18 protein-coding genes are annotated in these 23,254 nt (G+C 63.5%); 3 read left to right on the forward strand and 15 right to left on the reverse strand.

Going from position 1 to position 23,254, the window contains the following annotated elements; translation table 11 throughout:
• Positions 1-616 precede the first annotated feature (616 nt).
• The 8 genes from ligA to AB7951_RS18760 form a co-directional block, all read right to left on the reverse strand.
• A complete protein-coding gene (ligA, locus tag AB7951_RS18725) occupies positions 617-2,767 on the reverse strand; it encodes an NAD-dependent DNA ligase LigA (protein WP_120289051.1) in 2,151 nt (716 codons plus the stop codon).
• A gap of 203 nt (positions 2,768-2,970) precedes the next feature.
• Complete coding sequence (gene recN / locus AB7951_RS18730) at positions 2,971-4,644, reverse strand: DNA repair protein RecN (protein ID WP_120289050.1); 1,674 nt, start codon at positions 4,642-4,644, stop codon at positions 2,971-2,973.
• A 13-nt stretch (positions 4,645-4,657) separates the two neighbouring features.
• Positions 4,658-5,554, reverse strand: a complete 897-nt coding sequence (locus AB7951_RS18735; RefSeq protein WP_120289304.1) for an outer membrane protein assembly factor BamD — start codon at positions 5,552-5,554, stop codon at positions 4,658-4,660.
• 288 nt (positions 5,555-5,842) lie between these two features.
• Positions 5,843-6,808: a UDP-3-O-acyl-N-acetylglucosamine deacetylase gene (lpxC, locus tag AB7951_RS18740; RefSeq protein WP_089267338.1), complete on the reverse strand. Its 966-nt coding sequence runs from the start codon at positions 6,806-6,808 to the stop codon at positions 5,843-5,845.
• A 345-nt stretch (positions 6,809-7,153) separates the two neighbouring features.
• Positions 7,154-8,923, reverse strand: a complete 1,770-nt coding sequence (ftsZ, locus tag AB7951_RS18745) for a cell division protein FtsZ (RefSeq protein WP_120289048.1) — start codon at positions 8,921-8,923, stop codon at positions 7,154-7,156.
• Positions 8,924-9,021: 98 nt separating this feature from the next.
• Positions 9,022-10,347 (reverse strand): cell division protein FtsA, encoded by a 1,326-nt coding sequence (gene ftsA, locus AB7951_RS18750; RefSeq protein WP_068734085.1) that lies wholly within the window; start codon positions 10,345-10,347, stop codon positions 9,022-9,024.
• On the reverse strand, positions 10,344-11,348 hold the full coding sequence (locus tag AB7951_RS18755) for a cell division protein FtsQ/DivIB (RefSeq protein ID WP_089267340.1): 1,005 nt from the start codon (positions 11,346-11,348) through the stop codon (positions 10,344-10,346). The genes ftsA and AB7951_RS18755 overlap by 4 nt, the downstream gene beginning before the upstream one ends.
• Before the next feature lie 478 nt (positions 11,349-11,826).
• On the reverse strand, positions 11,827-12,837 hold the full coding sequence (locus AB7951_RS18760; protein ID WP_120289302.1) for a D-alanine--D-alanine ligase: 1,011 nt from the start codon (positions 12,835-12,837) through the stop codon (positions 11,827-11,829).
• 133 nt (positions 12,838-12,970) lie between these two features.
• Here AB7951_RS18760 and AB7951_RS18765 point away from each other — a divergent pair, with 133 nt between their 5' ends.
• Positions 12,971-13,780, forward strand: coding sequence for a bestrophin-like domain (locus AB7951_RS18765; RefSeq protein ID WP_089267341.1), 810 nt, complete (start codon positions 12,971-12,973; stop codon positions 13,778-13,780).
• Positions 13,781-13,846: 66 nt separating this feature from the next.
• Here the strand turns inward: AB7951_RS18765 and murB are convergent, their stop codons facing one another.
• Entirely contained in the window at positions 13,847-14,767 is a 921-nt protein-coding gene (murB, locus tag AB7951_RS18770; RefSeq protein ID WP_120289300.1) for a UDP-N-acetylmuramate dehydrogenase, read from the reverse strand.
• Positions 14,768-14,892: 125 nt separating this feature from the next.
• On the opposite strand from murB, the gene AB7951_RS18775 reads away from it, so the two are divergent.
• Complete coding sequence (locus AB7951_RS18775) at positions 14,893-15,228, forward strand: GIY-YIG nuclease family protein (protein WP_120289047.1); 336 nt, start codon at positions 14,893-14,895, stop codon at positions 15,226-15,228.
• Between the two features lie 64 nt (positions 15,229-15,292).
• Here AB7951_RS18775 and murC read toward each other — a convergent pair whose 3' ends face one another.
• Positions 15,293-16,696 (reverse strand): UDP-N-acetylmuramate--L-alanine ligase, encoded by a 1,404-nt coding sequence (gene murC, locus AB7951_RS18780; protein ID WP_120289046.1) that lies wholly within the window; start codon positions 16,694-16,696, stop codon positions 15,293-15,295.
• A 183-nt stretch (positions 16,697-16,879) separates the two neighbouring features.
• Entirely contained in the window at positions 16,880-18,052 is a 1,173-nt protein-coding gene (locus AB7951_RS18785; protein WP_441256021.1) for an MFS transporter, read from the reverse strand.
• 129 nt (positions 18,053-18,181) lie between these two features.
• Here AB7951_RS18785 and AB7951_RS18790 point away from each other — a divergent pair, with 129 nt between their 5' ends.
• Positions 18,182-19,084, forward strand: coding sequence for a LysR family transcriptional regulator (locus tag AB7951_RS18790; protein ID WP_120289044.1), 903 nt, complete (start codon positions 18,182-18,184; stop codon positions 19,082-19,084).
• Positions 19,085-19,333: 249 nt separating this feature from the next.
• Here AB7951_RS18790 and AB7951_RS18795 read toward each other — a convergent pair whose 3' ends face one another.
• The 4 genes from AB7951_RS18795 to AB7951_RS18810 all read right to left on the reverse strand — a co-directional run bounded on the left by AB7951_RS18795 (position 19,334) and on the right by AB7951_RS18810 (position 23,214).
• A complete protein-coding gene (locus tag AB7951_RS18795) occupies positions 19,334-20,236 on the reverse strand; it encodes a phosphotransferase (RefSeq protein ID WP_120289042.1) in 903 nt (300 codons plus the stop codon).
• Positions 20,187-21,290, reverse strand: a complete 1,104-nt coding sequence (gene murG / locus AB7951_RS18800; RefSeq protein ID WP_120289041.1) for an undecaprenyldiphospho-muramoylpentapeptide beta-N-acetylglucosaminyltransferase — start codon at positions 21,288-21,290, stop codon at positions 20,187-20,189. The genes AB7951_RS18795 and murG overlap by 50 nt, the downstream gene beginning before the upstream one ends.
• Positions 21,287-22,435, reverse strand: a complete 1,149-nt coding sequence (gene ftsW / locus AB7951_RS18805) for a putative lipid II flippase FtsW (protein WP_089267347.1) — start codon at positions 22,433-22,435, stop codon at positions 21,287-21,289. The genes murG and ftsW overlap by 4 nt, the downstream gene beginning before the upstream one ends.
• Positions 22,436-22,521: 86 nt before the next feature.
• Complete coding sequence (locus AB7951_RS18810; RefSeq protein WP_199712047.1) at positions 22,522-23,214, reverse strand: uridine kinase; 693 nt, start codon at positions 23,212-23,214, stop codon at positions 22,522-22,524.
• Positions 23,215-23,254 lie beyond the last annotated feature (40 nt).

Raw genomic sequence — 23,254 nt, forward strand, 5'->3', positions numbered from 1 at the left:
GGCAAGTGCCCGACGTTCCGCATACGGTGTTTTTTCGGTTGCTTGCACATCTGCCATGGCGAACGGTCCCATCACCAAAATTAATGTCCCAGGGCGGAGGGACAGGGTAGCCGCAAAGCACTTGGCCGAACGCGTTTCGATTTGGTCGTCCGTCACACTGTCCAGGGCTCTTTCCATCCAAGGTCGGTCGTCTCCTTGCCAGTGGCAGTGCTGGCGCAGATCCATCCTGCCCGAAGACAGACGTCACCCCCAAACCGCGTAACGCCGCATCTCCGGCGTCCACCGCATCCCACCCCGCGAACGTGACGATCGCGATCGCCCCTCTCGGTGGGGCAGGACGAAGGGGAATATAAACCTGATGGAGATATTGTCAACGGGATATAGGAATAAATGTTTGGGTGCGCCAAACTGTCATTCAGGGGCGCGAGGAGACGCCGAAGGCGGCGTATCGCGACCCCGGAATCTCGGCATGTTCAGCGCAAAACACTCCGGGATTCCGGGTTCGCATTTCAGCGGCGTTGCCGCTTTCATGCGCCCCGGAATGACGAGCCAAGACAACACCCGAAATGGCGAGTGTGGGCAAGGCGCGCCGGAAAATGCCCGAACCCGACCGCCCCTACCCCCCGATCAGCGCCAGCCACTCCTCTTCCGTGAGCACCGCGACGCCGAGATCGCGTGCCTTGGTGAGTTTCGAACCGGCGTCCTCACCCGCGACGACATAGTCCGTCTTCTTCGACACCGAGCCTGCGACCTTGGCACCGAGACGCTCGGCACCCGCCTTCGCCTCATCACGCGTGAACTTGGTCAGTGAGCCCGTGAACACCACGGTCTTGCCGGCCACCGGCGTATCGGTCTTGGCCTGTGCAACATCGAGCACCTCGATCTCGCTCAGCAACTCGTCGAGCGCCTTCACGTTACGTTTCTCGGCGAAGAACTCGACCACCGCATCGGCGACGATTTCACCGACGCCATCGATGGCGTTGAGATCGGCATAGGCTTCAGACGTATTCTCCTCAGCGCCCTGCCCCGCAGCAGCCGCAAGCATCGCCTCGCGAAACGCAGCAAACGAACCGTAGTGTCGCGCCAGCAGCTTGGCATTGCCTTCGCCGATATGGCGGATGCCGAGCGCGAAGATCAGGCGATTGAGTTCGATCTTGCGGCGGTCATCGATGGCGGCGAACAGGTTGCGCACCGAGGTCTCGCCATAGCCCTCGCGGTCGCGCAGTTTCTTGGTGTTGCGCTCGTCGCGTTTGGCCAGCGTGAAGATATCGACGGGATGCATGATGACGCCCTCGTCGTAGAATTCCTGGATCTGCTTGTCGCCGAGCCCATCGATGTCGAAGGCCAGCCGCGAGACGAAATGCTTGAGCTTCTCGACTGCCTGCGCCGGGCAGACCAGCGCGCCGGTGCAGCGCGTGACGACTTCGTCGTTCTCGCGGATCGCGTGGCTGCCGCAGACCGGGCATTTGGTGGGAAATTCATACGGCTTCGCGCTTTTCGGCCGCTTGTCGAGGACGACATTGACGACCTGCGGAATGACGTCGCCGGCGCGTTGCACGATGACGGTGTCGCCTTCGCGAATATCGACGCCGTCGCGCAGCGGCTGGCCGTCATTGCCGATGCCCGCGATGTAGTCGGCATTATGCAGTGTGGCGTTCGACACCACGACGCCGCCAACGGTGATCGGCGTCAGCCGCGCCACGGGTGTCAGTGCGCCCGTGCGGCCGACCTGGATATCGATTTTCTCCAGCACCGTCGTCGCCTGTTCGGCAGCGAATTTATGCGCGATGGCCCAGCGCGGCGCGCGGCCGGCGAATCCGAGACGCGCTTGCCAGTCGATGCGGTCGACCTTGTAGACGACGCCGTCGATATCATAGCCGAGCTTGGCCCTGATCTCGCCGATGCGGCGATAGAAGGCGAGCGCGTCATCAACGCTCTTGCACGAGGTGATCTCAGGATTGACGGTGAAGCCGACTTTGTCCAGCCACGCGATCATCGCGTGCTGGGTCGGCTCCGCCATCGGATAGTCCGACATCTCGCCCCAGGCATAGGCAAAGAATTTCAGCGGACGTGACGCAGTGATCGCCACGTCCTTCTGGCGCAGCGAGCCGGCCGCGGAATTTCTGGGATTGGCGAAGACGGTGTCGCCGGCCTCTTCCTGCTTCTTGTTGAGCGCGAGGAAGTCGCTCTTGAGCATATAGACCTCGCCGCGCAGCTCGCAGGCGGCGGGGATGTGCTTGCCTTTCAGCGTCGTGGGAATGTCCTTGATGGTGCGAACATTGGCGGTGACGTCCTCGCCGGTGAAACCGTCACCCCGCGTGGCGGCGCGGATCAACTCACCGTTCTCGTAGCGCAGCGACAGCGACAGACCGTCGATCTTCGGCTCGGCGACGATGGCCGGGATTTCATCGAGCTTGAGGAAGCGCTGGATGCGCTCCACGAATTCGGTCACTTCCTCATCGCTGAACGCATTGCCCAGCGACAGCATCGGCACCACATGCTGGATCTTTGCAAAGCCACGCGCGGGCGCTGCGCCGACCGTCTGTGTCGGTGAATCCTTTGCGACGAGGTCCGGAAACTTCGCCTCGATCGCCTCGACCCGCTGGCGCAGTGCGTCATACTCCGCGTCCGACACCGTCGGCGCGTCGTCCTGATAGTAGCGCTTGTTGTGCGCTTCCATCTCCAGCGACAGCCGCATCAGCTCGATCTTCGCTTTGGGCTTCGTGAGCGTGGAGATGTCGGGGGGAGTTTTTGCGGGTTTTGCCATACGCGGTCACCGATGTTCGTCATGGCCGGGCTTGTCCCGGCCATCCACGCCTTGAAGCGCTGTTGTAAAGACGTGGATGCCCGGCACAAGGCCGGGCATGATGGAGTACAATGGTGAAACAAGGTGCACGTCGCGGTTCCGGGTTCGCTCGCCAAGAGGCGAGCGCCCCGGAATGACAGTGTGAGGCCCAACTTCGCGCGTTTTTACGCCGCGCCCTTGAGCAGCCGCTCCGCTGCGGCCCGCGCTTCGGCGGTGATCTCCGCACCCGCGAGCATCCGCGCGATTTCCTCGCGGCGGTGATCCTCCGCCAGCGTGTTGACGCGCGTCGCCACGCGCTTGCCCTTGTCGAGGGCGTCCTTGGAGATCAGCAGATGCTGGTCGGCCCTCGCCGCCACCTGCGGGGCGTGGGTGACGGCCATCACCTGGACCTTGCCGGCGAGCCGCGCCAGGCGCGCGCCGATGGCGTCGGCCACCGCGCCGCCGACACCGGTGTCGATTTCGTCGAACACCAAAGTCGGTGCGGAGCCCTTGTCGGAGAGCACCACCTTCAGCGCCAGCAGGAAGCGCGAGAGTTCGCCGCCGGAGGCGACCTTCATCATCGGGCCGGGGCGGGTGCCGGGATTGGTCTGAACCCAGAATTCGACGCGGTCGATGCCGTGCGGACCCGGCGTCGCCGCATCGCTGTCGACTTGGGTGATGAACTTGGCACGTTCGAGCTTGAGCGGACCGAGTTCGGCGATGACGGCCTTGTTGAGCTTCTCGGCGGACTTGATGCGCGCCGCGGAAAGTTTTGCCGCTGCGGCGGCGTATTTCTTGTCGGCGTCAGAGGCCGCGGTCTCCAGCCCCTTGAGCTGGCCGGCGCCGGCATCGATGGTGGCGACATCGGCAAAATATTTTGCGGCCAGCGCGGCGAGCCCGTCGACCGGTGTCGAATATTTCCGCGCGGCGCCGCGCAGCGCGAACAGCCGTTCCTCGATACGCTCGAGTTCCGCAGGATCGAAATCGGCGGCGATGAGCGCGGCGGCAAGATGCTGGTCGGCTTCTTCCAGCGCGTTGATGGCGACGTCGATCGCCTTCACCGCGGGCTCGACCAGCGACGGCGATGAACCGGCGCGGCGCTCCAGCCGGCGCACGGCGGCGGCCAGCGACGAGATCGGCGAATGATGGCCGGACACGGCCTCCTGCGCCTCGCGCAGGTCGGCCGCGATCTTCTCGCCCTGCATCATGCCGGTGCGGCGCTCCGCAAGCTTGCTCTCCTCGCCGTCCTTCGGGTTGAGCTTCTTCAGCTCATCGGCGGCGTGGCGCAGATAATCGGCATCGCGCGCGGCACGCTCCATATTGGCGCGATGGCTTTCAAGGGCCGCATAAGCGGACTTGCGGGCCTCCCAGAGCGTCTCCAGCGCGGTGACGTCCTTCTCCAGCCCGGCGAAAGCATCAAGCAGCCGGCGATGCGTGGCGGCATCTACCAGGGCGCGCTCGTCGTGCTGGCCGTGGATCTCGACCAAAGCGGCGCCGACCGCCTTCATGGTCTGCACGGAGATCGCCTGATCGTTGATGAAGGCACGGGTGCGGCCGTCGGCGAGCTGCACCCGGCGCAGAATCATCTCGCCGGAATCGTCGTCGAAGCCGTTGTCCTTGAGAATCGCCAGCGCCGGATGGCCCTTGGCGAGATCGAACACGGCCGTGACCTGGCCCTGCTCGACGCCGTGGCGCACGAGCCCGGCATCGCCGCGGCCGCCGAGCGCCAGCGCAAACGCATCGAGAAGAATGGATTTGCCGGCGCCGGTTTCACCGGTCAGCACTGCAAGACCGCGGGAAAACTCGATATCGAGCCGTTCGATCAGGACGATGTCACGGATCGACAGACGGGCCAGCATGGGAGGTCAGTTCCTAACCGAGGCCAAATCTCTTGAAGGCCTTGCTCAGGTAAGACCCCTTGTTCTCGCTCGGCTCGAGACCGCCGGACTTTACAAGATTGTAGGCGTCTTTGTACCACTTGCTGTCAGGAAAGTTGTGGCCAAGCACGGCGGCAGCGGTCTGCGCCTCGTTGACCACGCCGATCGCCATATAGGCCTCGGTCAGGCGCATCAGCGCCTCCTCGACGTGACGCGTGGTCTGGTACTGTGTCACGACGGTCTTGAAGCGGTTGATGGCGCCGGTGTAGTTGCGCTTGTCGAGATTGTAGCGGCCGATTTCCATTTCCTTGCCGGCAATCTGGTCGCGTGCGCCTTCCAGCTTCTTCTTGGCCGAGGTCGCATATTCCGAGGTCGGATATTTGCGGACCACTTCCTCGAGCGCAGCCATTGCCTTTTCGGTGCGGCCTTGGTCGCGCGAGATGTCCGGGATCTGGTCGTAATGCGAGGCGGCGATCAGATACTGCGCATAGGCCGCATCCGGGCTGCCGGGATGCAGCGTCACATAGCGCGTGGCCGAGCCGATGCAGGTGTCGTAGTCGGCGGATTCGTAGGCCGCATAGGCCGACATCAGCAGCGACTTGCGCGCCCATTCCGAATACGGATGCTGACGATCGACTTCCTCGAATTTCTTCGCGGCGGCCTTGGGATCCTTGTTGTTGTTCATGAGGTACAAGCCCTCATTGTAGAGCTTGTCGGCGGGCTCCTCGACGAAAGTGTCGTCCTTGGTGCCGAACTTGTCCCACAGTGCGCCGGTGCCGCAGCCACTCAGCGGCACGGCCAGCACGATGAGGCCCGACGCCAACCGCACATGGCGGCCGAAGCGGGTGAGCAGGGAATCACGGGATTCGAGCGTAATGCGCTGTGCCGACATATATCTGAGACCTGACGCCTTCATGCGGTGTCTGCGCGGTACGCGCACAATCACGGACCAACCGGATACGCGCCCGCAGCTTCGCTTGACCGCGTGCTCTATCTACCCGAATGACATCCGTTAACCAACCGGATACGGAGCCATTTCGCCCGGATTAAGGCGAAGGATGTGGAGATACAGGCGGTTATGGTTACCGGGGATGTCTCGGTGCCCGCAAAGGTCTACGCGCCCGCAAAAGCGCAACGCAAAATACCGGCAGCGGGTAGAAGAAGGCCAGAAAGCCCGATCTTAGGAAACGTCCGGGCCGAAAGCCGGGGCGATCATGCCGCCAAGCATGCCCGAGGTGACATCGGCGCTGGCGCGGCCGCGGCGGACAGGGACGGCATCGGCTTCGACGATCTTCCAGGCCGAACGATCGGCCATCAGGGCGCAGAGCACGGCGTTGTTGAGCTTGTGGCCGCCGCGCACCGAGCGGTAAGCGCCGAGGATCGGCAGACCTGCCAGCGCGAGATCGCCGACAGCGTCCAGCACCTTGTGGCGGGCGCATTCATCGCTGTAGCGCAGGCCTTCGGTGTTGAGCAGCTTGTCATCGTCGAACACGACGGAATTCTCGAAGGACGCGCCGAGCGCAAAACCGGCGCTCCAGAGGCGGGCCACGTCGTTCATGCAACCGAAGGTGCGGGCACGGGCGATATCGCGGCGGAAGGATTCGGGATTGAGATCGAGCACGTAGCTCTGGCGGCCAATCACCGGATTGGCGAAGCTGATTTCGACTTCGGCGCGGAAACCCGCAGCGTGGGGGCGGATTTCGCCGAACGAGTCACCGATGGCAACCTGCACCGGTTTGAGAACCTGAATGAAGCGGCGACGGGCGCCCTGCTCCACAACGCCGGCCTGATCGATGGCGGCGACGAAGGCGGCTGCGGAGCCGTCCATGATCGGCACTTCCGGTCCATCGACTTCGATGGTGGCGTTGTCGATGCCCATGCCGCGCAGCGCAGCGAGAACATGTTCGGCGGTGGAAACGATTGGGCCTTCACGATCGCCGAGCACGGTGGCAAACTCGGTGGCGATAACGGATTTGGCGTCGGCCTGGATTTCGCGATCAGCACCTTCAAGACCGGTGCGAACAAAAATATAACCTGCATCGACGGGCGCAGGTCCAAGCGTGAGACTGACAGGCTTTCCAGAATGGACGCCGACACCGGTAACGGTGGCTTGCGATCCAAGCGTTGTCTGTCGGCTGAAAGTCATAAGGTACCCACCCAAGTAGCCTCTCGTCATGAGAGGGACTCTCTCAGTCGAACCTTGCGGCCTCCTGAGTCCCCGAGTCGCAGTCACATTAACCCCTGCCACAAAGTGCGCCAACTCACGCTTTTTTACCGATTGTTACCCCACCTTTGCCGCAATCAGGCCAGGGGTTAACCAAAATTTCTGCCGGTTCCACGGTCGTTTCGAGCCTTGGCAGAGCGCGACGGTAAAGATTAATGACTTACTATCAATAGGTTAAGAAATCCTACGCCTTTTGGTGGCTGTCACAAACGAAAGCCCCGGCTGATCCAGCCGGGGCTTCTGTCGTCGTCACGATTGTAACAAAGGTCAGCTGGTCTGGCGGCGCAGGAAGGCCGGGATATCCAGATGATCATCGCCCTGTGGCGCCGGCGCAACAGGTGCCGGACGGCCATGAGAATCAAGACCCTGCGGGGCCGGACGGCGGGCGTATTCGGACACCGGCGGCTCGTTACCCATCTGCTGGGCGACGCTGCGCTGTGGCTTACGCTCGGGCAGCGGCGGCATCGGAGCCATCGGCGGGGCCGACGGACGACCGGAGACCGGCGCTTCCGTTTCCTCGTCGCGGCGGCCGAGACCGACATTGGCCAGACGCTGCAGCAGCGACAGGCGAGCCTTCTGCGGTTCCTCTTCCGATTCGCCACGTGCCTGACGGATCTCGTTCTGGGCCGGCATCGGCAGTTCTTCGAATTTCGGCATCCGCGGAGCGCGCAGCGGAGCACGTTCGGCCGATGGCGGAATGAACTGTTCGGGGATCGGCGCTTCGACAGGGGCTTCCTGACGCGGCGCTTCCGGGAACAGCGAGGGCTTCTGCGCGATCGGACGCACCATCACGTCGCCATACTGCTGCGGCGCAGCGGCTTCCGGAGCCACAGCAGCGGCGATGGCGGCGAGCGCGGCACGCTCATGGCTGGTCGCCGGGGCGCGGGGCGCGGCAGCGGGCGCCGGAGCGCCAGCAGACTTGGCAGCCGCTGCGGCAGCGAGACGCTGGTTGTCCGCGCGGAGACGCGCGGTCAGATCGGCCAGGCGGGCATCCGGAGCGCCGTTGCCAGCAGGAGCCGCAACGGCCGAGGTCGCGGTGGTGACCGGAGCCGAGGAATTGCGGGCCAGCATGGCCTGTTCGATGCCGGTGGCGACGACCGACACGCGGATCACGCCGTCGAGGCTCTCGTCGAAGGTGGCGCCGACAATGATGTTGGCGTCGGCATCGACTTCTTCGCGAATGCGGGTCGCGGCTTCGTCGACTTCGAACAGGGTCAGGTCCTTGCCGCCGGTGATCGAGATCAGCAGGCCGCGGGCACCCTTCATCGAGCTATCGTCAATCAGCGGGTTGGCGATCGCAGCTTCCGCTGCGGTCAGCGCGCGCTTCTCACCGGTGGCTTCGCCGGTGCCCATCATCGCCTTGCCCATCTCCTTCATGACTGCGCGCACGTCGGCGAAGTCGAGGTTGATGAGGCCTTCCTTGACCATCAGGTCGGTAATGCAGGCAACGCCCGAGTAGAGCACCTGGTCGGCCATCGCGAAGGCGTCGGCGAAAGTGGTCTTCTCGTTGGCGACCCGGAACAGGTTCTGGTTCGGGATGATCAACAGCGTGTCGACCACCTTGTGGAGCTCGGCAATGCCGGCTTCGGCCGTGCGCATGCGGCGCTGGCCTTCGAAGTGGAACGGCTTGGTGATCACGCCGACGGTGAGGATGCCCATGTCGCGCGCGGTCTTGGCGATGACCGGAGCAGCGCCGGTGCCGGTGCCGCCGCCCATGCCGGCGGTGACGAACACCATATTGGCGCCGGTCAGGTGATCACGGATTTCGTCGATGACTTCCTGCGCGGCGGCAGCGCCAACGTCGGGCTGCGAACCGGCGCCGAGACCCTGGGTGACCTGCGTGCCCATCTGCACGATGCGCTGGGCCTTCGACATGGTCAGCGCCTGCGCATCGGTGTTGGCGACGACGAAATCGACGCCCTGCAGACCTGCGGTGATCATGTTGTTGACGGCGTTGCCGCCAGCGCCACCGACACCGAACACGGTAATGCGGGGCTTCAGCTCGCTGATATCAGGAACGTTGAGATTGATGGTCATGAGGTTGCCTCTCGATTACGCGCGCGTTGTGTGGTCATGCCATTGGCCGGTGGCCGATGGCGTCGGAGATGGAAAAAACACTGGTCGGAAAAATTTCATCAGAAGCCCTCTCGAAGCCATCGTCCGACCTTTCCGAAATAACCGTCACTGGTCCCTGTCTTGAGCTGCCGCGTATGCCGCGGTTCGACATGTTCAAGATGAGCGAATTGCGGATAGACCAGCAGGCCCGACGGCACCGCGAACGAAGCGCTCTTGGCTTCATTGGGCAGCCGGCCGAAGCCGAGTGGTCGTGCAATGCGAACGGACCGTCCGAGAATCTGGCTGCCGAGTTCGGCAAGGCCCGTGAGCTGCGACGCGCCGCCTGACAGCACCACGCGTGCGCGCGGTTCTGCAGCGAAGGGCGAATCCGCCAACCGGTCCCTGACCATTTCAAAAATCTCCTCGGCACGCTGACGCACGATGTTCGCGATCGTGGCGCGGGATACGACCTGCGGAAAATCGCGATCGTTATCACCAGCCGTCGGCACGTTCATGAGTTCGCGCGCATCGGAGCCACCCGTCAGCACCGTGCCATATAACGTCTTGATTCGCTCGGCATCCGCGATGCAAGCACCGAGTCCGCGCGCGAGATCCATGGTGATGTGTTGCCCGCCGACCGCAAATCCCGACGCGTGCACGAAGCGTCCGCCGGAATAGGTCGCGATCGTTGTCGTACCTGCGCCCATCTCGACGACCGCAGCGCCGAGATCGGTCTCGTCATCGGTGAGAACAGAGAGACCTGCGACATAGGGCGCCGCAGCCATGGCTTCGACATTGAGATGGCAGCGCTCGACGACCAGCATCAGGTTACGTGCGACCGTCGCGTCCGCAGTGACGACATTCATATCGACGCCGAACTGCGAGGCGACCATGCCCTTGGGATCGCGAATGCCCTTCACGCCATCGAGTGAATAGCCGACCGGCAATGCGTGGAGCACCGTGCGGCCCGGCGGCGTCGCGTGGCGCATGCCGGTCGAGGTGACGCGTGCTATATCGGAGGCCGTGACGGCGCCGCCCTTGATATCGGCTGACGCTTCAATCAGTTGGCCCTGCAGGCGACCGGCCGACACCGACAGCAAAACGGATTCGACGCGAACCTTGGCCATACGTTCGGCCAGCGCCACCGCCTGACGGACGGCCTGCTCGGCCTCGCCCATATCGACGATCGCACCGGACTTGACGCCGCGCGACTGGATCTGGCTGTAGCCGATCAGTTCAACCGCATGGCTGCGGCCGCGCAGGGCTTCGTTCGGCGCGGATGGCCGCAGACGCGCGATCATGCACGCGATCTTGCTGGTGCCGACGTCCAGCGACGCCACCAGCGCGGTGCGGTTGGCCGCCATCTGACGCGTTTTCGGCGCCTGGTTGCGATCGAGACCGGTCATGCCGCGCCAGCCTTCTTCTTGGACTTGTCTTGTGCCTTGAACAGATCTTCGCGCGCCTTCGCGGCGTCTTCCGACAGCCGCACGGTCAGCCGATCCGACAGCCGCATGTCGATGGCGACGATGTCGCGCGAGAACAGGCGATCTTCCTTGTCGAGCTTGCTGAGCATGGCCAGCGCGTTGCCGACGTCGATTTCCGGGAGGCGAATGTCGAGGCCATCCTTCAGGCGGAGATTCCAGCGGCGCTCGCCGACGAAGATCGCGGCCTTGGTGACCGAGCGGACCTGCGGATAGCGATCGAGCAGCGCGAGGAAATCCCTGGCGTTGCTGTCGGCGCCCTTGCCCACCACCAGTGGCAGCGACATGAAGCGGCGCGACACGTAGTTTTCGAGAACGGCACCGTCATCGGCGATCACCGAGAGACGACCGTCCTCCTGCCACAGCGCAAAGGCCGTGCGCTCGGTGACATCGATCTGCAGACGGTTCGGATAGAGCTTCAGCACATTGGCGTCAGCGATCCACGGATTGGCCTTGAGCTTGTCGCGGACAGCCGCGGCGTCGAGGAAGAACAGCGAAGAGCGACCATTGACGCCGCCGATGGCCAGGATCTCGTCCTGGGTCAGCTGCTTGCGGCCGTTGAGAATGACGGAGGCAATGCGGAAGCCGGCGGCATTGGCCGCAGCATTGCGCGCATCGCTGAAAGCTTCGACCATTTCGTCGACGTGATTGCCCTTGACCACACCGAGCGCGAGGCTGCCCGTCAGCATCAACACGGTGGCCGCAATTCCGACGCGGCGCGGCGCGTAACGCTCAAGCGTCGCGATGAAGCGATTGGAACTCTGTTCGCGGACGGCAGGCTTGGCGGCACGAAAACGGGCCCAGAAGCGGGCGAGCGGACTCAGCTGCTCACGCAGCAGAATGCCTGCCCCAAGGGCAGCCATTTTAAGATCAGCTTGGGGCCTCAAGGGTCGCACCGACCGAGAGAGGCGTCCTCCACCATCCATACCACGAGCTCGTCACAGGTTACGTCCGCATTGGCGCGGGACTTGAGGCGCGAGTGACGTCTCGGTCCTGCCGGGATGGATTCAAGCCTTTGAAAAAGGCCGGTTTTCCATCGATACGCGTCGTCACGGAGTCCCCGCAAAGCTCACGCCTCGGCAGCCAAGCGCATACGCGCCGCCAGCGTTAACCTTCGGCCTTCCTGGTAAACAAAGTGTAAAGGGGATGGGCGCAGAGCGCGATTTGATACGGCTGTGGAAGACTTTAGCCGAGGTGTGGCCGACGCGCCCGAGGGAACTGCGGCAGCTTCATGGCCGGCGTCGCGGGGTTGCCGGAATTAACGCGGGTGATCGGGTGTTGCGCCGGCCAGCGATTAAACTCCGTCATGCCCGGCCTTGTGCCGGGCATCCACGTCTTCGCAGCGAAGTAAGGCGTGGATGGCCGGGACAAGCCCGGCCATGACGGAGTGAGATGGCAGGCCGCCTACCCGCCTGCCCGTTTCACCGCGAGCTCGATCTGGCCGTTCAAAAAATCCACAAAACTGATCCCCTGGGCGTTGAGCGCCTTGGGATAGAGCGAAGCCTTGGTCAGGCCCGGAAGCGTATTGGTCTCCAGATAGACTGGGCCTTTGGCCGACACGATGAAGTCCGACCGCGAATAGCCGCGGCACGACATCGCGCGGTGCGCCTTGACCGCGAAATCCATGATCGCCGCGGAAACCTCGGGCGTGAAACGCCCGGGGCAGATTTCCTGCGTCGATTTGGCGAGATACTTCGCCTCATAGTCGAAACCGCCATCAGCCGGGATGATTTCGATCGGCGGCAATGCGATCAGCGAGCCATCGGCCTGCTCAAGCACGGCGCAGGTCGCCTCGACGCCGGCGACGAACGGCTCAATCACATAGTCCTCGGTCTTGGCCGCATTGCGCACAGCAACGAGATCCTGCTTCGCATTGACGAACATCAGGCCGTAGCTCGATCCGTCACGTGCGGGCTTGGCGATCAGCTTGCCGTATTCGGCGAGCGCGGCTTCCATGTCGTTCAATGCGACACCCGCCACGATGGGCACGCCTGCGATGGCCGCGAAGCGCTTGGCGCCGACCTTGTCGAAAGACAGATTGGATGATGCCGAACCGGAACCGGTGAACGGGATGCCGCGCATTTCGCACATCACCTGCAGCTCACCATTCTCCGCAGCGCCGCCATGCATGCCGAGCACCAGCACGCGGTTCTCGGCCTGGGCCTTGTCGAGCGCCTGCGTCAGCACGCCGATGCTGCTGCCACCGGGCTTGAACGGATCCTCGAACGGACGATCATGGGAGAGCAGCGCCGTGCCCGACGTCTCGTAGACGCGGTCATCGGCATCCCAGAACCACAGATCCGCATCGGGCAACGCGCTGTGCAGGGCCTGTGCGGAGGCCACCGACACCAGACGCTCCTTGTTCAGGCCACCAAACATGATGGTGATCCGCTGAGGTCTCGCCTGCTCCGTCATCGTGTCGTCTCCGAACCCATCCGCGAATCGCGCCGCCGCCGACAAGGCAATAGCATCACGCTAGCCGAGTCATATAATGCCTTGTCGGGGGCGGTTTTGCGAGCCCGCCCCGCGGTGACATGGAAGTAACCTGATGATCAGAGCCTGGCTCGAACTCTCTACCTTCGGCATCTTCGCGACGCTGGGCACCATCTATTACGGAGTCGCGCTGATCCTCGTGGGGCTGACATCCAGCCGGCTGCTGTCTATGCGGCTGAAGTCCATCCACGGCATCGTCGCGCCTTTCTTTTCCTCGGTGGCCATCCTGTTCGGCCTGCTCACGGGCTTCCTTGCCAGCGACGTCGGCGACCGCAACCGCCAGGCCGTCCGCGCCGTTCAGATCGAGGCCGGCGAGCTGCGCAACATCCATACGCTGAGCGTGGCATCGGTCACCGACATGTCCAACATACGCGCCGCGCTGAAGGCCTATGTGACATCGGAAGTGACGGAGGAATGGCCGGCAATGCTCCTCGGCCTGAAGTCGCCGCGCACCGATGTGGCCTATGACAGCCTGCTGCGCGAAATCAGCGATCCCGCCATCACGCGCGACGCCAGCAACACGGTGCATGGGGCGCTGATGGGCGCCTCGATCCGCGCCGGGACCGCGCGCAATGACCGGCTCAGCCTGTCGACCGACCACACCAACGATCTGAAATGGACGTCGGTCCTGCTGCTCGGGCTGATCACGCAACTGGCGCTGGCGCTGGTGCATCTGGAACGGCCGCGGGCCATGCTCGCGGCGCTCACGGTGTTCGCCAGCGGCGCCATCGTCGCTCTCGGCATTATCGCGCTGCAGGAACATCCGTTCGACGGCGCCTTCCGCGTCGCCCCTGCGCCGCTGGAAAATCTGCTGAGCATCAGCGAGGCCGGACCGGCGTCGGCACTACCGCCACCGCCGAAATAGCAGCCAAAACGTTTCCGAGCGAAGTGGTGCCGGTTCGCGTTAAGGAAATGCGTCAGACATATCGTGTTACGGCGCGACGCCGATGCGCTTAATTTCCCAATGCAGATCGATGCCCGACTGCGCCAGCACGCGCGCGCGCACGGTCTCGCCGAGCGTTTCGATATCGCTCGCCGTGGCATCGCCGGTGTTGATCAGGAAATTGCAGTGCATCTCCGACACCTGCGCGCCGCCGACGCGCAGGCCGCGGCAGCCAGCGGCATCGACCAGCTTCCACGCGCTGTGACCGGGCGGGTTCTTGAACGTGGAGCCACCGGTCTTCTCACGGATCGGCTGCGCGGTCTCGCGATGCGCCTGCACCTCGTCCATCCGCGCGCGAATGGCGGCGGGCTCTGTAATCGTTCCGCGGAATCTCACCGAGGTGAAGATGATCGAGGGATCGACGCCGGAATTGCGATAGACGAACGCCATGCCGGCATTGTCGAAAACATGTTTCGTGCCATCGCGGCCGATGCCGGTGGCTTCGATCAGCACATCCTTGGTCTCGTCGCCATTGGCGCCAGCATTCATCCGCAGCGCGCCGCCGATGGAGCCGGGAATGCCGAAGTAGAATTCGAGACCGCCGACATTCGCCGCTGCCGCCGTCTCTGCCACGCGCTTGTCGAGCGCAGCCGTGCCCGCGCTGACGACATCACCTTCGGCTGATGTTGCACCGAAGCCGCGCGGGCTCAGGCGAATGACGACACCTTTGATGCCGCCATCGCGCACGATGAGATTGGAGCCGACGCCGACGACGGTGACGGGAATGTCGGAGGGAAGCTTCGAGAGGAAGTAAGCGAGATCGTCCTCATCCGCCGGCGTGAACAACACCTGCGCGGGACCACCGACACGAAACCATGTCAACGGCGCGAGGGACTCGTTCGCGAGCAGACGCCCGCGCAGATCGGGCATCGCGGATTTGAGTTGGGGGGTGATGTCGGGGAAGGTCATGTTATTGCGCAGGAAGAAGACATGGATGGCCGGGACAAGCCCGGCCATGACGAGAGAGAGTGAAGACTACTACTAAAAAGGGCGGAGCGCTCGCAAATGTGATAAGGCGAAAATGTAACTCCGTCATGGCCGGGCTTGTCCCGGCCATCCACGCCTTTCGAGCTATCAACATGGCAGGTGGTTACGTGTACTTCATGACCAATCGGCCGAATGGCATCCTGTATGTCGGGGTGACCAACGATCTCGTGCGCCGCGTCCACGAACACAGATCCGGCTTCGTCGATGGCTTTACCAAGCGGTACGATCTCAAGCTGCTCGTGTATTTCGAGCGCTTCGAGGACATCCGCGACGCCATTCAGCGCGAGCATAACATCAAGCACTGGCCGCGGGCGTGGAAGGTTCGGAAGATCATGATCGACAATCCGAACTGGGACGACCTGTATCCTCTCATCACGCAGTAAAGACGTGGATGGCCGGGACAAGCCCGGCCATGACGAACTCTTCTGCAGCGTATGCCCCATCAAGTCACCCCAGCGCCTTCAATTCGCCCGGCAATGCATAAGCCCATTGCGTGATGTTGCCTGCACCCAGACACACAACCGTATCGCCCGACTTCGCAACACCCGCGACAAGACCCGCAAGCGCCGCCGATTCCTGCAGCGGGATCACCTCGCGATGGCCGTGGGCGCGCAGGCCGAGCACGAAATTGTCGCGATCGATGCCCTCGATCGGCGCTTCGCCGGCGGGATAGACGTCGGCGACGATCACGGTGTCGGCGTCGTTGAAGCAGGTACAGAATTCCTCGAACAGCGACTGCAGGCGCGTGTAGCGATGCGGCTGCACCACGGCGATGACCTTGCCTGCGGTGCTTTCACGCGCGGCGCGCAGCACGGCGGAAATCTCCACGGGATGATGGCCGTAGTCGTCGATGATGGTGACGCCGTTCCACTCGCCGGTCTTGGTGAAGCGGCGCTTGACACCGCCGAAGCCGGCGATGGCCTTGCGGATCGCCTCATCGGACATGCCGAGTTCATGCGCGACGGCAATCGCCGCCGTGGCATTCAGTGCGTTGTGACGACCCGGCATCGGCAGCAGCAGATTGTCGATCTCATGCGAGGTGCCGGCCTTGCGATCGCGGAACGCGACCTTGAAGCTTGAGCCGCCATTGGCGGGTTTCAGATCGACCAGCCGCGCATCGGCCTGCGGGTTCTGTCCGTAAGTGATGATGCGGCGATCCTCGATCTTGCCGACGATGCTCTGCACCACGGGGTGATCGATGCACATCACGGCGAAACCGTAGAACGGCACGTTCTCGACAAAGTGGCGGAACGCATCCTGCACGGCATCGAAGGTCTTGAAGTGATCGAGATGTTCGGGATCCACATTGGTGACGATGGCGACATCGGCCGGCAGCTTCAGGAAGGTGCCGTCGCTCTCGTCGGCTTCCACCACCATCCACTCGCCGGCGCCGAGGCGCGCATTGGTGCCATAGGCATTGATGATGCCGCCATTGATGACGGTCGGATCGAGTTCGCCGGCATCGAGCAGAGCCGCAACCATCGACGTCGTCGTGGTCTTGCCATGGGTGCCGGCGATGGCGACGCAGCTCTTGAGGCGCATCAATTCGGCGAGCATCTCGGCGCGGCGCACCACGGGAATGCGCTGGGCGCGCGCAGCCATCAATTCCGGATTGTCGCGCTTGATCGCGGTGGAGACGACGAGCACGTCGGCGCCCGACACGTTATCGGCCTTGTGGCCGACATGGATGGTGATGCCCTTTTCTCTGAGACGATTGACGTTCGCGCTCTCGGAGGCGTCGGAGCCCTGCACGGTATAACCGAGATTGCACAGCACCTCGGCGATGCCGCTCATGCCGATGCCGCCGATACCAACAAAGTGAATGGGTCCGATTTCGCGCGGCAGTCTCATGGGGCGTCTCTATGTTCCATCATGTCCGGGCAGCGCGAAGCGAGCTTCGCTGGACGTCCGGGCATCCAAGCTCGTTCGAGCAGATGACTCCTTCAAACAGACGTGGATGGCCGGGACAAGCCCGGCCATGACGAAAAAGACGGAAATTTGGCTTGCGGATCAGGCGAATCCGCCTTGAGCACCCTATTCCGCCGGCGCGGGAACCGGCGCCGGTGCGCGATCCGCACGATTGGCAATGAGCGCCAAAGCGACCCCAGCCAGCGGAGCGAGCGCCGCGACCCATGGCACCGCGCTCAGACCGCCATGCGCAATCACCGCGCCGCCAAGCCACGCGCCGATGGCATTGCCCAGATTGAACGCGGCAATGTTGAAGCTCGACGCGAGACTCTGGCCGGCGCCCTCGGCCTTGCGTAGCACCGCCATCTGCAAGGGCGACGCGGTGGCGAAGGCCGTGGCACCCAGCAGCGCGATAGCGATGATGACGGCGACCTGATTATGCGCGGCGAAGGTGATCAGCACGAGCGTCACCGCCAGGGCCAGCAGGCTGCCGAACACGCTGCCCGCCGGCCAGCGATCGGCAAGACGTCCGCCGGCCAGATTGCCGACGATGGCGCCCGCGCCGAACACCAGCAGGATCGGCGACACGGCCGCATCGGAGAAGCCAGAAATCTTCGTCAGGATCGGCGCGACATAAGTGAACAGCGCGAAGATGCCGATCCAGCCCAAAATTGTTGTGAGCAGGCCGAGCAGCACCTGAGGCCGCGCCAGCACTGCGAGATCGTCGGACAGCTTGCTGTGTTCTTCCGGCGCCTTGACCGGTGGCACCAGCAGCGCCACTGCGGCCATCGCAACCATTCCCACCAGCGTCACCGCGTAGAAGGTCGCGCGCCAGCCATAGCCCTGCCCGAGCCACGTCCCGAACGGCACGCCGAGAATGGTCGCCACCGTCAGGCCGGCGAACATGATGGAGATCGCCGACGCCTTCTTGTTCTCGGGCACGAGGCTCGTCGCCACCACCGAGCCGACGCCGAAGAACGTGCCATGCGCGAAAGCCGTCAGCACGCGTGCCGCCATCAGGCTCCAGTAGTCCGGCGCCAGGGCGCAAGCGAGATTGCCCAGCGTGAAGATGCCCATCAGCACCAGCAGCACGGTTTTGCGCGGCCAGCGACTGGTGGCGATGGTCATGATCGGGGCGCCGAGCACAACACCCAGCGCATAGCCCGAGATCAGCAGACCCGCGGCCGGGATCGACACGCCGAGGTCGCCGCCGACCTCGATGAGAAGACCCATGATGACGAATTCGGTGACGCCAATTCCGAAGGCGCCGGCGGTGAGCGCGTAAAGTGCGAGAGGCATGATCGTGTCCCATGACTGGCCGGGCCGAATGCCCGATGACGGGAGATGTGGACCTCCTGACATTGATGAGATAGACATGCCTCATTCACAATATTTGTGAATTGAATTCACCAAACGAGTTGAAGCCTTATGTCACGGCTCGACGTCAACCGCTCCGGCGAAATGGAAGTGTTCACCCGCGTGGTCGAGCTCGGCGGTTTTTCGACCGCGGCGCGGGCCTTCCGGATGACCCCCTCTGCCGTCAGCAAGCTGGTGGCGCGGCTGGAAGCACGGCTCGGCGTGCGGCTCATCAACCGCTCGACGCGCAAGCTGCAACTCACGCCGGAAGGCAGTGCGTTCTATGAGCGCGCACTACGCATTCTCGACGAGATCAGCGCAGCCGAACGCGAGGCCGCCATCGGCGCCACACCGAGCGGCCTGCTGCGCGTCAATACCAGCGTGCCCTTCGGCCTGCGTCTCCTGCTGCCGCTGCTCCCCGATTTTGCGAAGCGCTATCCGGACATCAAGGTCGAGGTCGTTCTGACGGATCTCGTGGTGGATCTCCTGGAAGAGCGCGCCGATGTCGCCATTCGCGTCGGCTTGATGCGCGAGTCACGACTGCTGGCGCGCAAACTCGGCGAGAGCCGAATGGTCGTGGTCGCCTCGCCCGGCTATCTCAATGAGCGCGGCACACCGAAGACGCCGGACGATCTCGCTGACCATAATCTGCTGCGCTTCGGCTTTGCCAAGTGGGAGAACGGCTGGCCGTTCAAGATCGGCGGCGAGACAATCGCCGTGATGCCGTCAGGCAATGCCCTCGTCAGCGACGGCGAAGCGATGCAGCATCTCGCCGTGGCCGGCATGGGCCTCGCGCGACTGGCGCGTTTTCACGTCGAGGCCGATATCAAAGCCGGCCGGCTGGTGCCGGTGCTCGAAGCATTCAACCCCGGTGACATCGAACCGATCCACGCGGTGTTCGTCGGCCATGGCGGCCAGTTGCCGGCGCGCGTGCGGGCGTTTCTGGATTATCTGGTGGAGACCGTGAGGCTGTAGCGCTTCAGCACCTCGTCGTCATGCCTCCGCTGTGCCCATTACTTGAAAGGCACTGATCGGCGGAGGCAGCCCCGGCGGTTTCTCGCCCGTGAAAAATGCAGCGAGATACATCTTTCCAAGCAGATGTCTGGTCTCCAACGCGTCGGGCGCCAGCCGCCCGTCGCGCAAGGCCTGCTGGAATTCCGCAAGTATAGGAGCCGAGAGGTCCGTGTCCGGCACCGAACGCGACGCGGTCGCAACCGCGCTGAACTAGACGCCCGCATAAAACAGACGGGTGAGCGCGCGCATCAGTTCGAGGCGATCGCGCAGGCTGCGATCGGGCGGGTGACCAAGCCATGCCTGCAAAAGCACCTCTTCGAGTTCAGGTGACGGTGCAAAATTATCGAGCATGGTCGCCATGTCGACGACGGGATCGTTGCAATAGGCCGACTCCCAATCGACCAGCCACAGACGCTCGCCATCGAACAGAAGATTGCGCGGCAGGATATCATTGTGGCTGGAAACCGCCTCGTCGCTATTCCACTTATAAGCGTCACGGAGGTGTGCCAGACGCTGCGTGTGGGCATCGAGCACGCCGGGCGCAAACAGATTTGTGCGGCAGACATGGGCCCATAGCCGGGCGACGATCTCGGGATATTCAACGAAGCGCCCGAACCTTGGCGTCCCCTGCAGGCGCCGCAGCATGTCTCCCAGCGCCTGTGCCAAAGCGTGAGGGCCGCCGGGATAGGTATTCAATGGTTGCTCGACGATAAAGTCCATCACCGCGACACGTGCGGTCTCATCCACATGGTGCAGCCGTGGCGCGATACCCGCCTCCGCGGCAATGCGCATCGCGGAATACTGGTGAGGATTACGCAGCGGACTTGCGTGCCCCTCCATGCGCAAGACGTAGCGGCGACCGCCGGCAGTCACCCGGTAGACCAATGCACCCGAGACGCCACCCGGAATCGGCCGGATGGAATCGATGGTTGCAGAACCGACAGACGCCCTGAGCGCAGTCTGCGCGATCCCGCGGTGCGTCATCGGAATATTGGAAAGATACTCTCCGCTCATTGCCCCCCCGGCGAACCGCGTGGGGACGACGTGTAGCAGAACCGATGACCTAAATCTTCGCGACCTTGGCAACCAGATCCGCCAGCCGCTCTGCTGCATCGAGCTTGCCGACCTTGCGCGCGCCTGAGGCCATCGCGGTCAATCGCTGGGGCTCACCGGCCAGCGCCGAGATTTCAGCAGCCAGACGATCCGGCGTGAAATCACCCTGCGCAATACGAAGCGCGCCGCCGGCGTCCGCCAGCACGCCGGCATTGGCGAACTGATCCTGATCCAGCGCACCGGGCAGCGGCACCAGAATGGAAGGCCGGCCGATGGCGCCAAGTTCGGCGACGGTGCCCGCACCGGAGCGCGAGATCACAAGTTGGCTCGATGCGAGACGCGCGGGGAGATCGCTGAAGAACGGCGCGAGTTCGGCCTTGATCTTGAGCTTGTCATAGACTGCACGCACGCGCCTCATGTCTTCGTCGCGCACCTGTTGCGTCAGCACGAGACGATTACACAGCGCCGGTTCGAGACGCTCGATCGCGGGTGGCACGATATCAGCCATGATACGCGCGCCCTGGCTGCCGCCGACGACGAGCAAGCGGAATGGCCCGCTGAGATCCGGCGCCGCATAAGGAACGGCCGCGGCGGCGAGGATCGCCGGACGCATCGGCGTGCCCGTGGTCGTGGTCTTCTTCGACAATTCGGGATCGCGGTCGAGCACGCCGGGCAACGACGTCGCGATGGCGCTGACCTTGCCGGACAGCATGCGGTTGGCGCGGCCCATGACGGCGTTGGAATCGTGAATGAGGGTGGGAATGCCGAACAGACGCGCGGCAAACAGTGGCGGCACAGTCGGATAGCCGCCGAAACCGATCACCGCCGCTGGTTTCAGGCTGCGCATCAGATTCAGCGCCATCACGGTGCCGGCGGCGAGCATGATGCCGGTGCGTGCCAGCGAGATGGGATTGCGAGAGCGCACCGTCTCGCTCGGCACCACATCGATCATCTCGCGTGAAAACAGCCCGCTATATTTCAGCGCCCGCGCATCGGTGACGAGCCGGACGCGCAGCCCGCGCTTCATCAAAGCAACGCCGAGCGCTTCCGCCGGAAACAGATGTCCGCCGGTGCCGCCCGCCGCAAGCAATATGAGAGGCGCGGTGCTCATCACGCGTAAGTGCGCGCGACGTGGGCGTCGATCGCCTCGACTTCAGTGCGCGGACGCATCCGTGTCAAAGCGAGCAGCATGCCGACGCTGTAAGCCAGCGAGATCATCGACGAACCACCATAGGAGATGAAGGGCAGCGTCATGCCCTTCGCCGGGATCAGATGCAGATTCACCGCCATGTTGATCGCCGCCTGCACGCCGAACAGGATCGCGAGACCCGAGGCAGCGAAGCGCGAGAACAGATCTTCGGTGGCGTAGGCGCGCGACATCGCGCGGATCACGATGAAGGCGAACAGGCTGAGCACCGCAAGGCACAGGAGAATGCCGAACTCTTCGGCGCCGACGGCAAACACGAAGTCGGTGTGGCTGTCCGGCAGGCTGCGCTTGGCGATGCCCTCACCCGGCCCGAGGCCGAACCAGCCACCATTCGAAAACGCCTCCATCGCGGTATCGACCTGGAACGTGTCGCCCGACGCGGGATCCATGAAGCGTTTGATACGGCCTGCGACATGCGGCACCAGAAAATAAGCCATCAATAGCCCGCCTGCCGCGGTGGCGCCGAGGCCGAACACCCAGACCATGCGCATGCCGGCGATGAAGAACAGCGAACCCCAGGCCATCAGGATCAGCATGGTCTGGCCGAAGTCGGGCTGCATCACCAGCAGCGACACCAGCATCATCAGCAGGACGATAGCCATGGATGTGGCCGGCATCTCCGGCTTGCGCGCGGATTCCGAGAACAGCCAGGCGGCGATGACGACGAAAGCCGGCTTGGCGGATTCCGACGCCTGGATGTTGATGCCAAGAATGGTGATCCAGCGCTTGGCGCCCTTCACCTCCGGCCCGATCAGCAAGGTTGCCAGGATCAGCACGATGGAGATCGCGAACACGACAAGGGCCGAGCGGCGGATCTGCCGCGGCGTCATGAAGGACACGCCGATCAGTACGATAATCGACGGCACCAGAAACAGGATATGCCGGTTGAAGAAGTGGAACGGATCGAGCCCGATGCGCGTCGCCACCGGCGGCGAGGCGGCCAGCGACAGGATCACCCCGGCCAGCATCAGCGCGATGATCGCCGCCAGCAGCAGGCGGTCCACGGTCCACCACCATTCGCTGAGCGGTGTGCGTTGTTCGCGAGAGATCATAAGCGCGTCCTGCGGGTCGATGAACTCCTATCGATGGGCCATCGTGGTTGCCAGACGGTTAATGGATTGTGAAAATTTGGCCCCATTCAGGGCGGCCAGCGGCGGGCTGTGACTGCAGGGTGCGTGAAATCGGAATAGTCGATGACGAGATTCGCGCGGTTTTGCGGGTCGTTCTCTTGCAGATACAGGCGCTGGCCTTCGATATAACGCCGGTTGGACGCGGCATCCACATCAGCCGATCCGTATCCGGGGCCGCGACCGGCGCCGCGCGGGATGGTGATGGCGAATGGCGCATCCAGAAAAATCGACAGGTTCCAGACATCCCTGAGTTCCGGTCGATGCAGGAAGATGCCGTCGAAGACGAGGACAGCATCGGGATCGGCAATCGACCAGCAAGCGGCGACCGGGGCGTTCACGGTGTGATCGAAGATGGCAGGGCAATAGACGCGTGAGCCGCCGGGTCCGAGAGGATCGAGCAGTACTTTCCGCAACTCAACATAATTGTAGGAGTCCGCGTAAAAGCCACGTGGAGAGGTTTTCCCCTGCCGGTATCGGATCTCGCGCGTGTTATGAAAGCTGTCCACGGAGGCGCGGATAACGGGCCGTCCGAGCGTGCCGATTACACGCGCGAGCGTGTCCGCGAACACCGTCTTTCCTACACCATCCACGCCATCGATCCCGACGCGGAGGATCGAGCCCGTCGCATGATGCCGAATAAATTCGGCGATCTCTGCGATCAGCGGCGACGTGTCCTTGCGATCATCCGACGGCTCAATCATCAACGCCCCCTGCACGGTGCGATCAAATGACCTCGACTGT

This window comes from Tardiphaga sp. 285_C5_N1_2 (assembly GCF_052076065.1).
Classification (GTDB): Bacteria; Pseudomonadota; Alphaproteobacteria; order Rhizobiales; family Xanthobacteraceae; genus Tardiphaga; species Tardiphaga robiniae.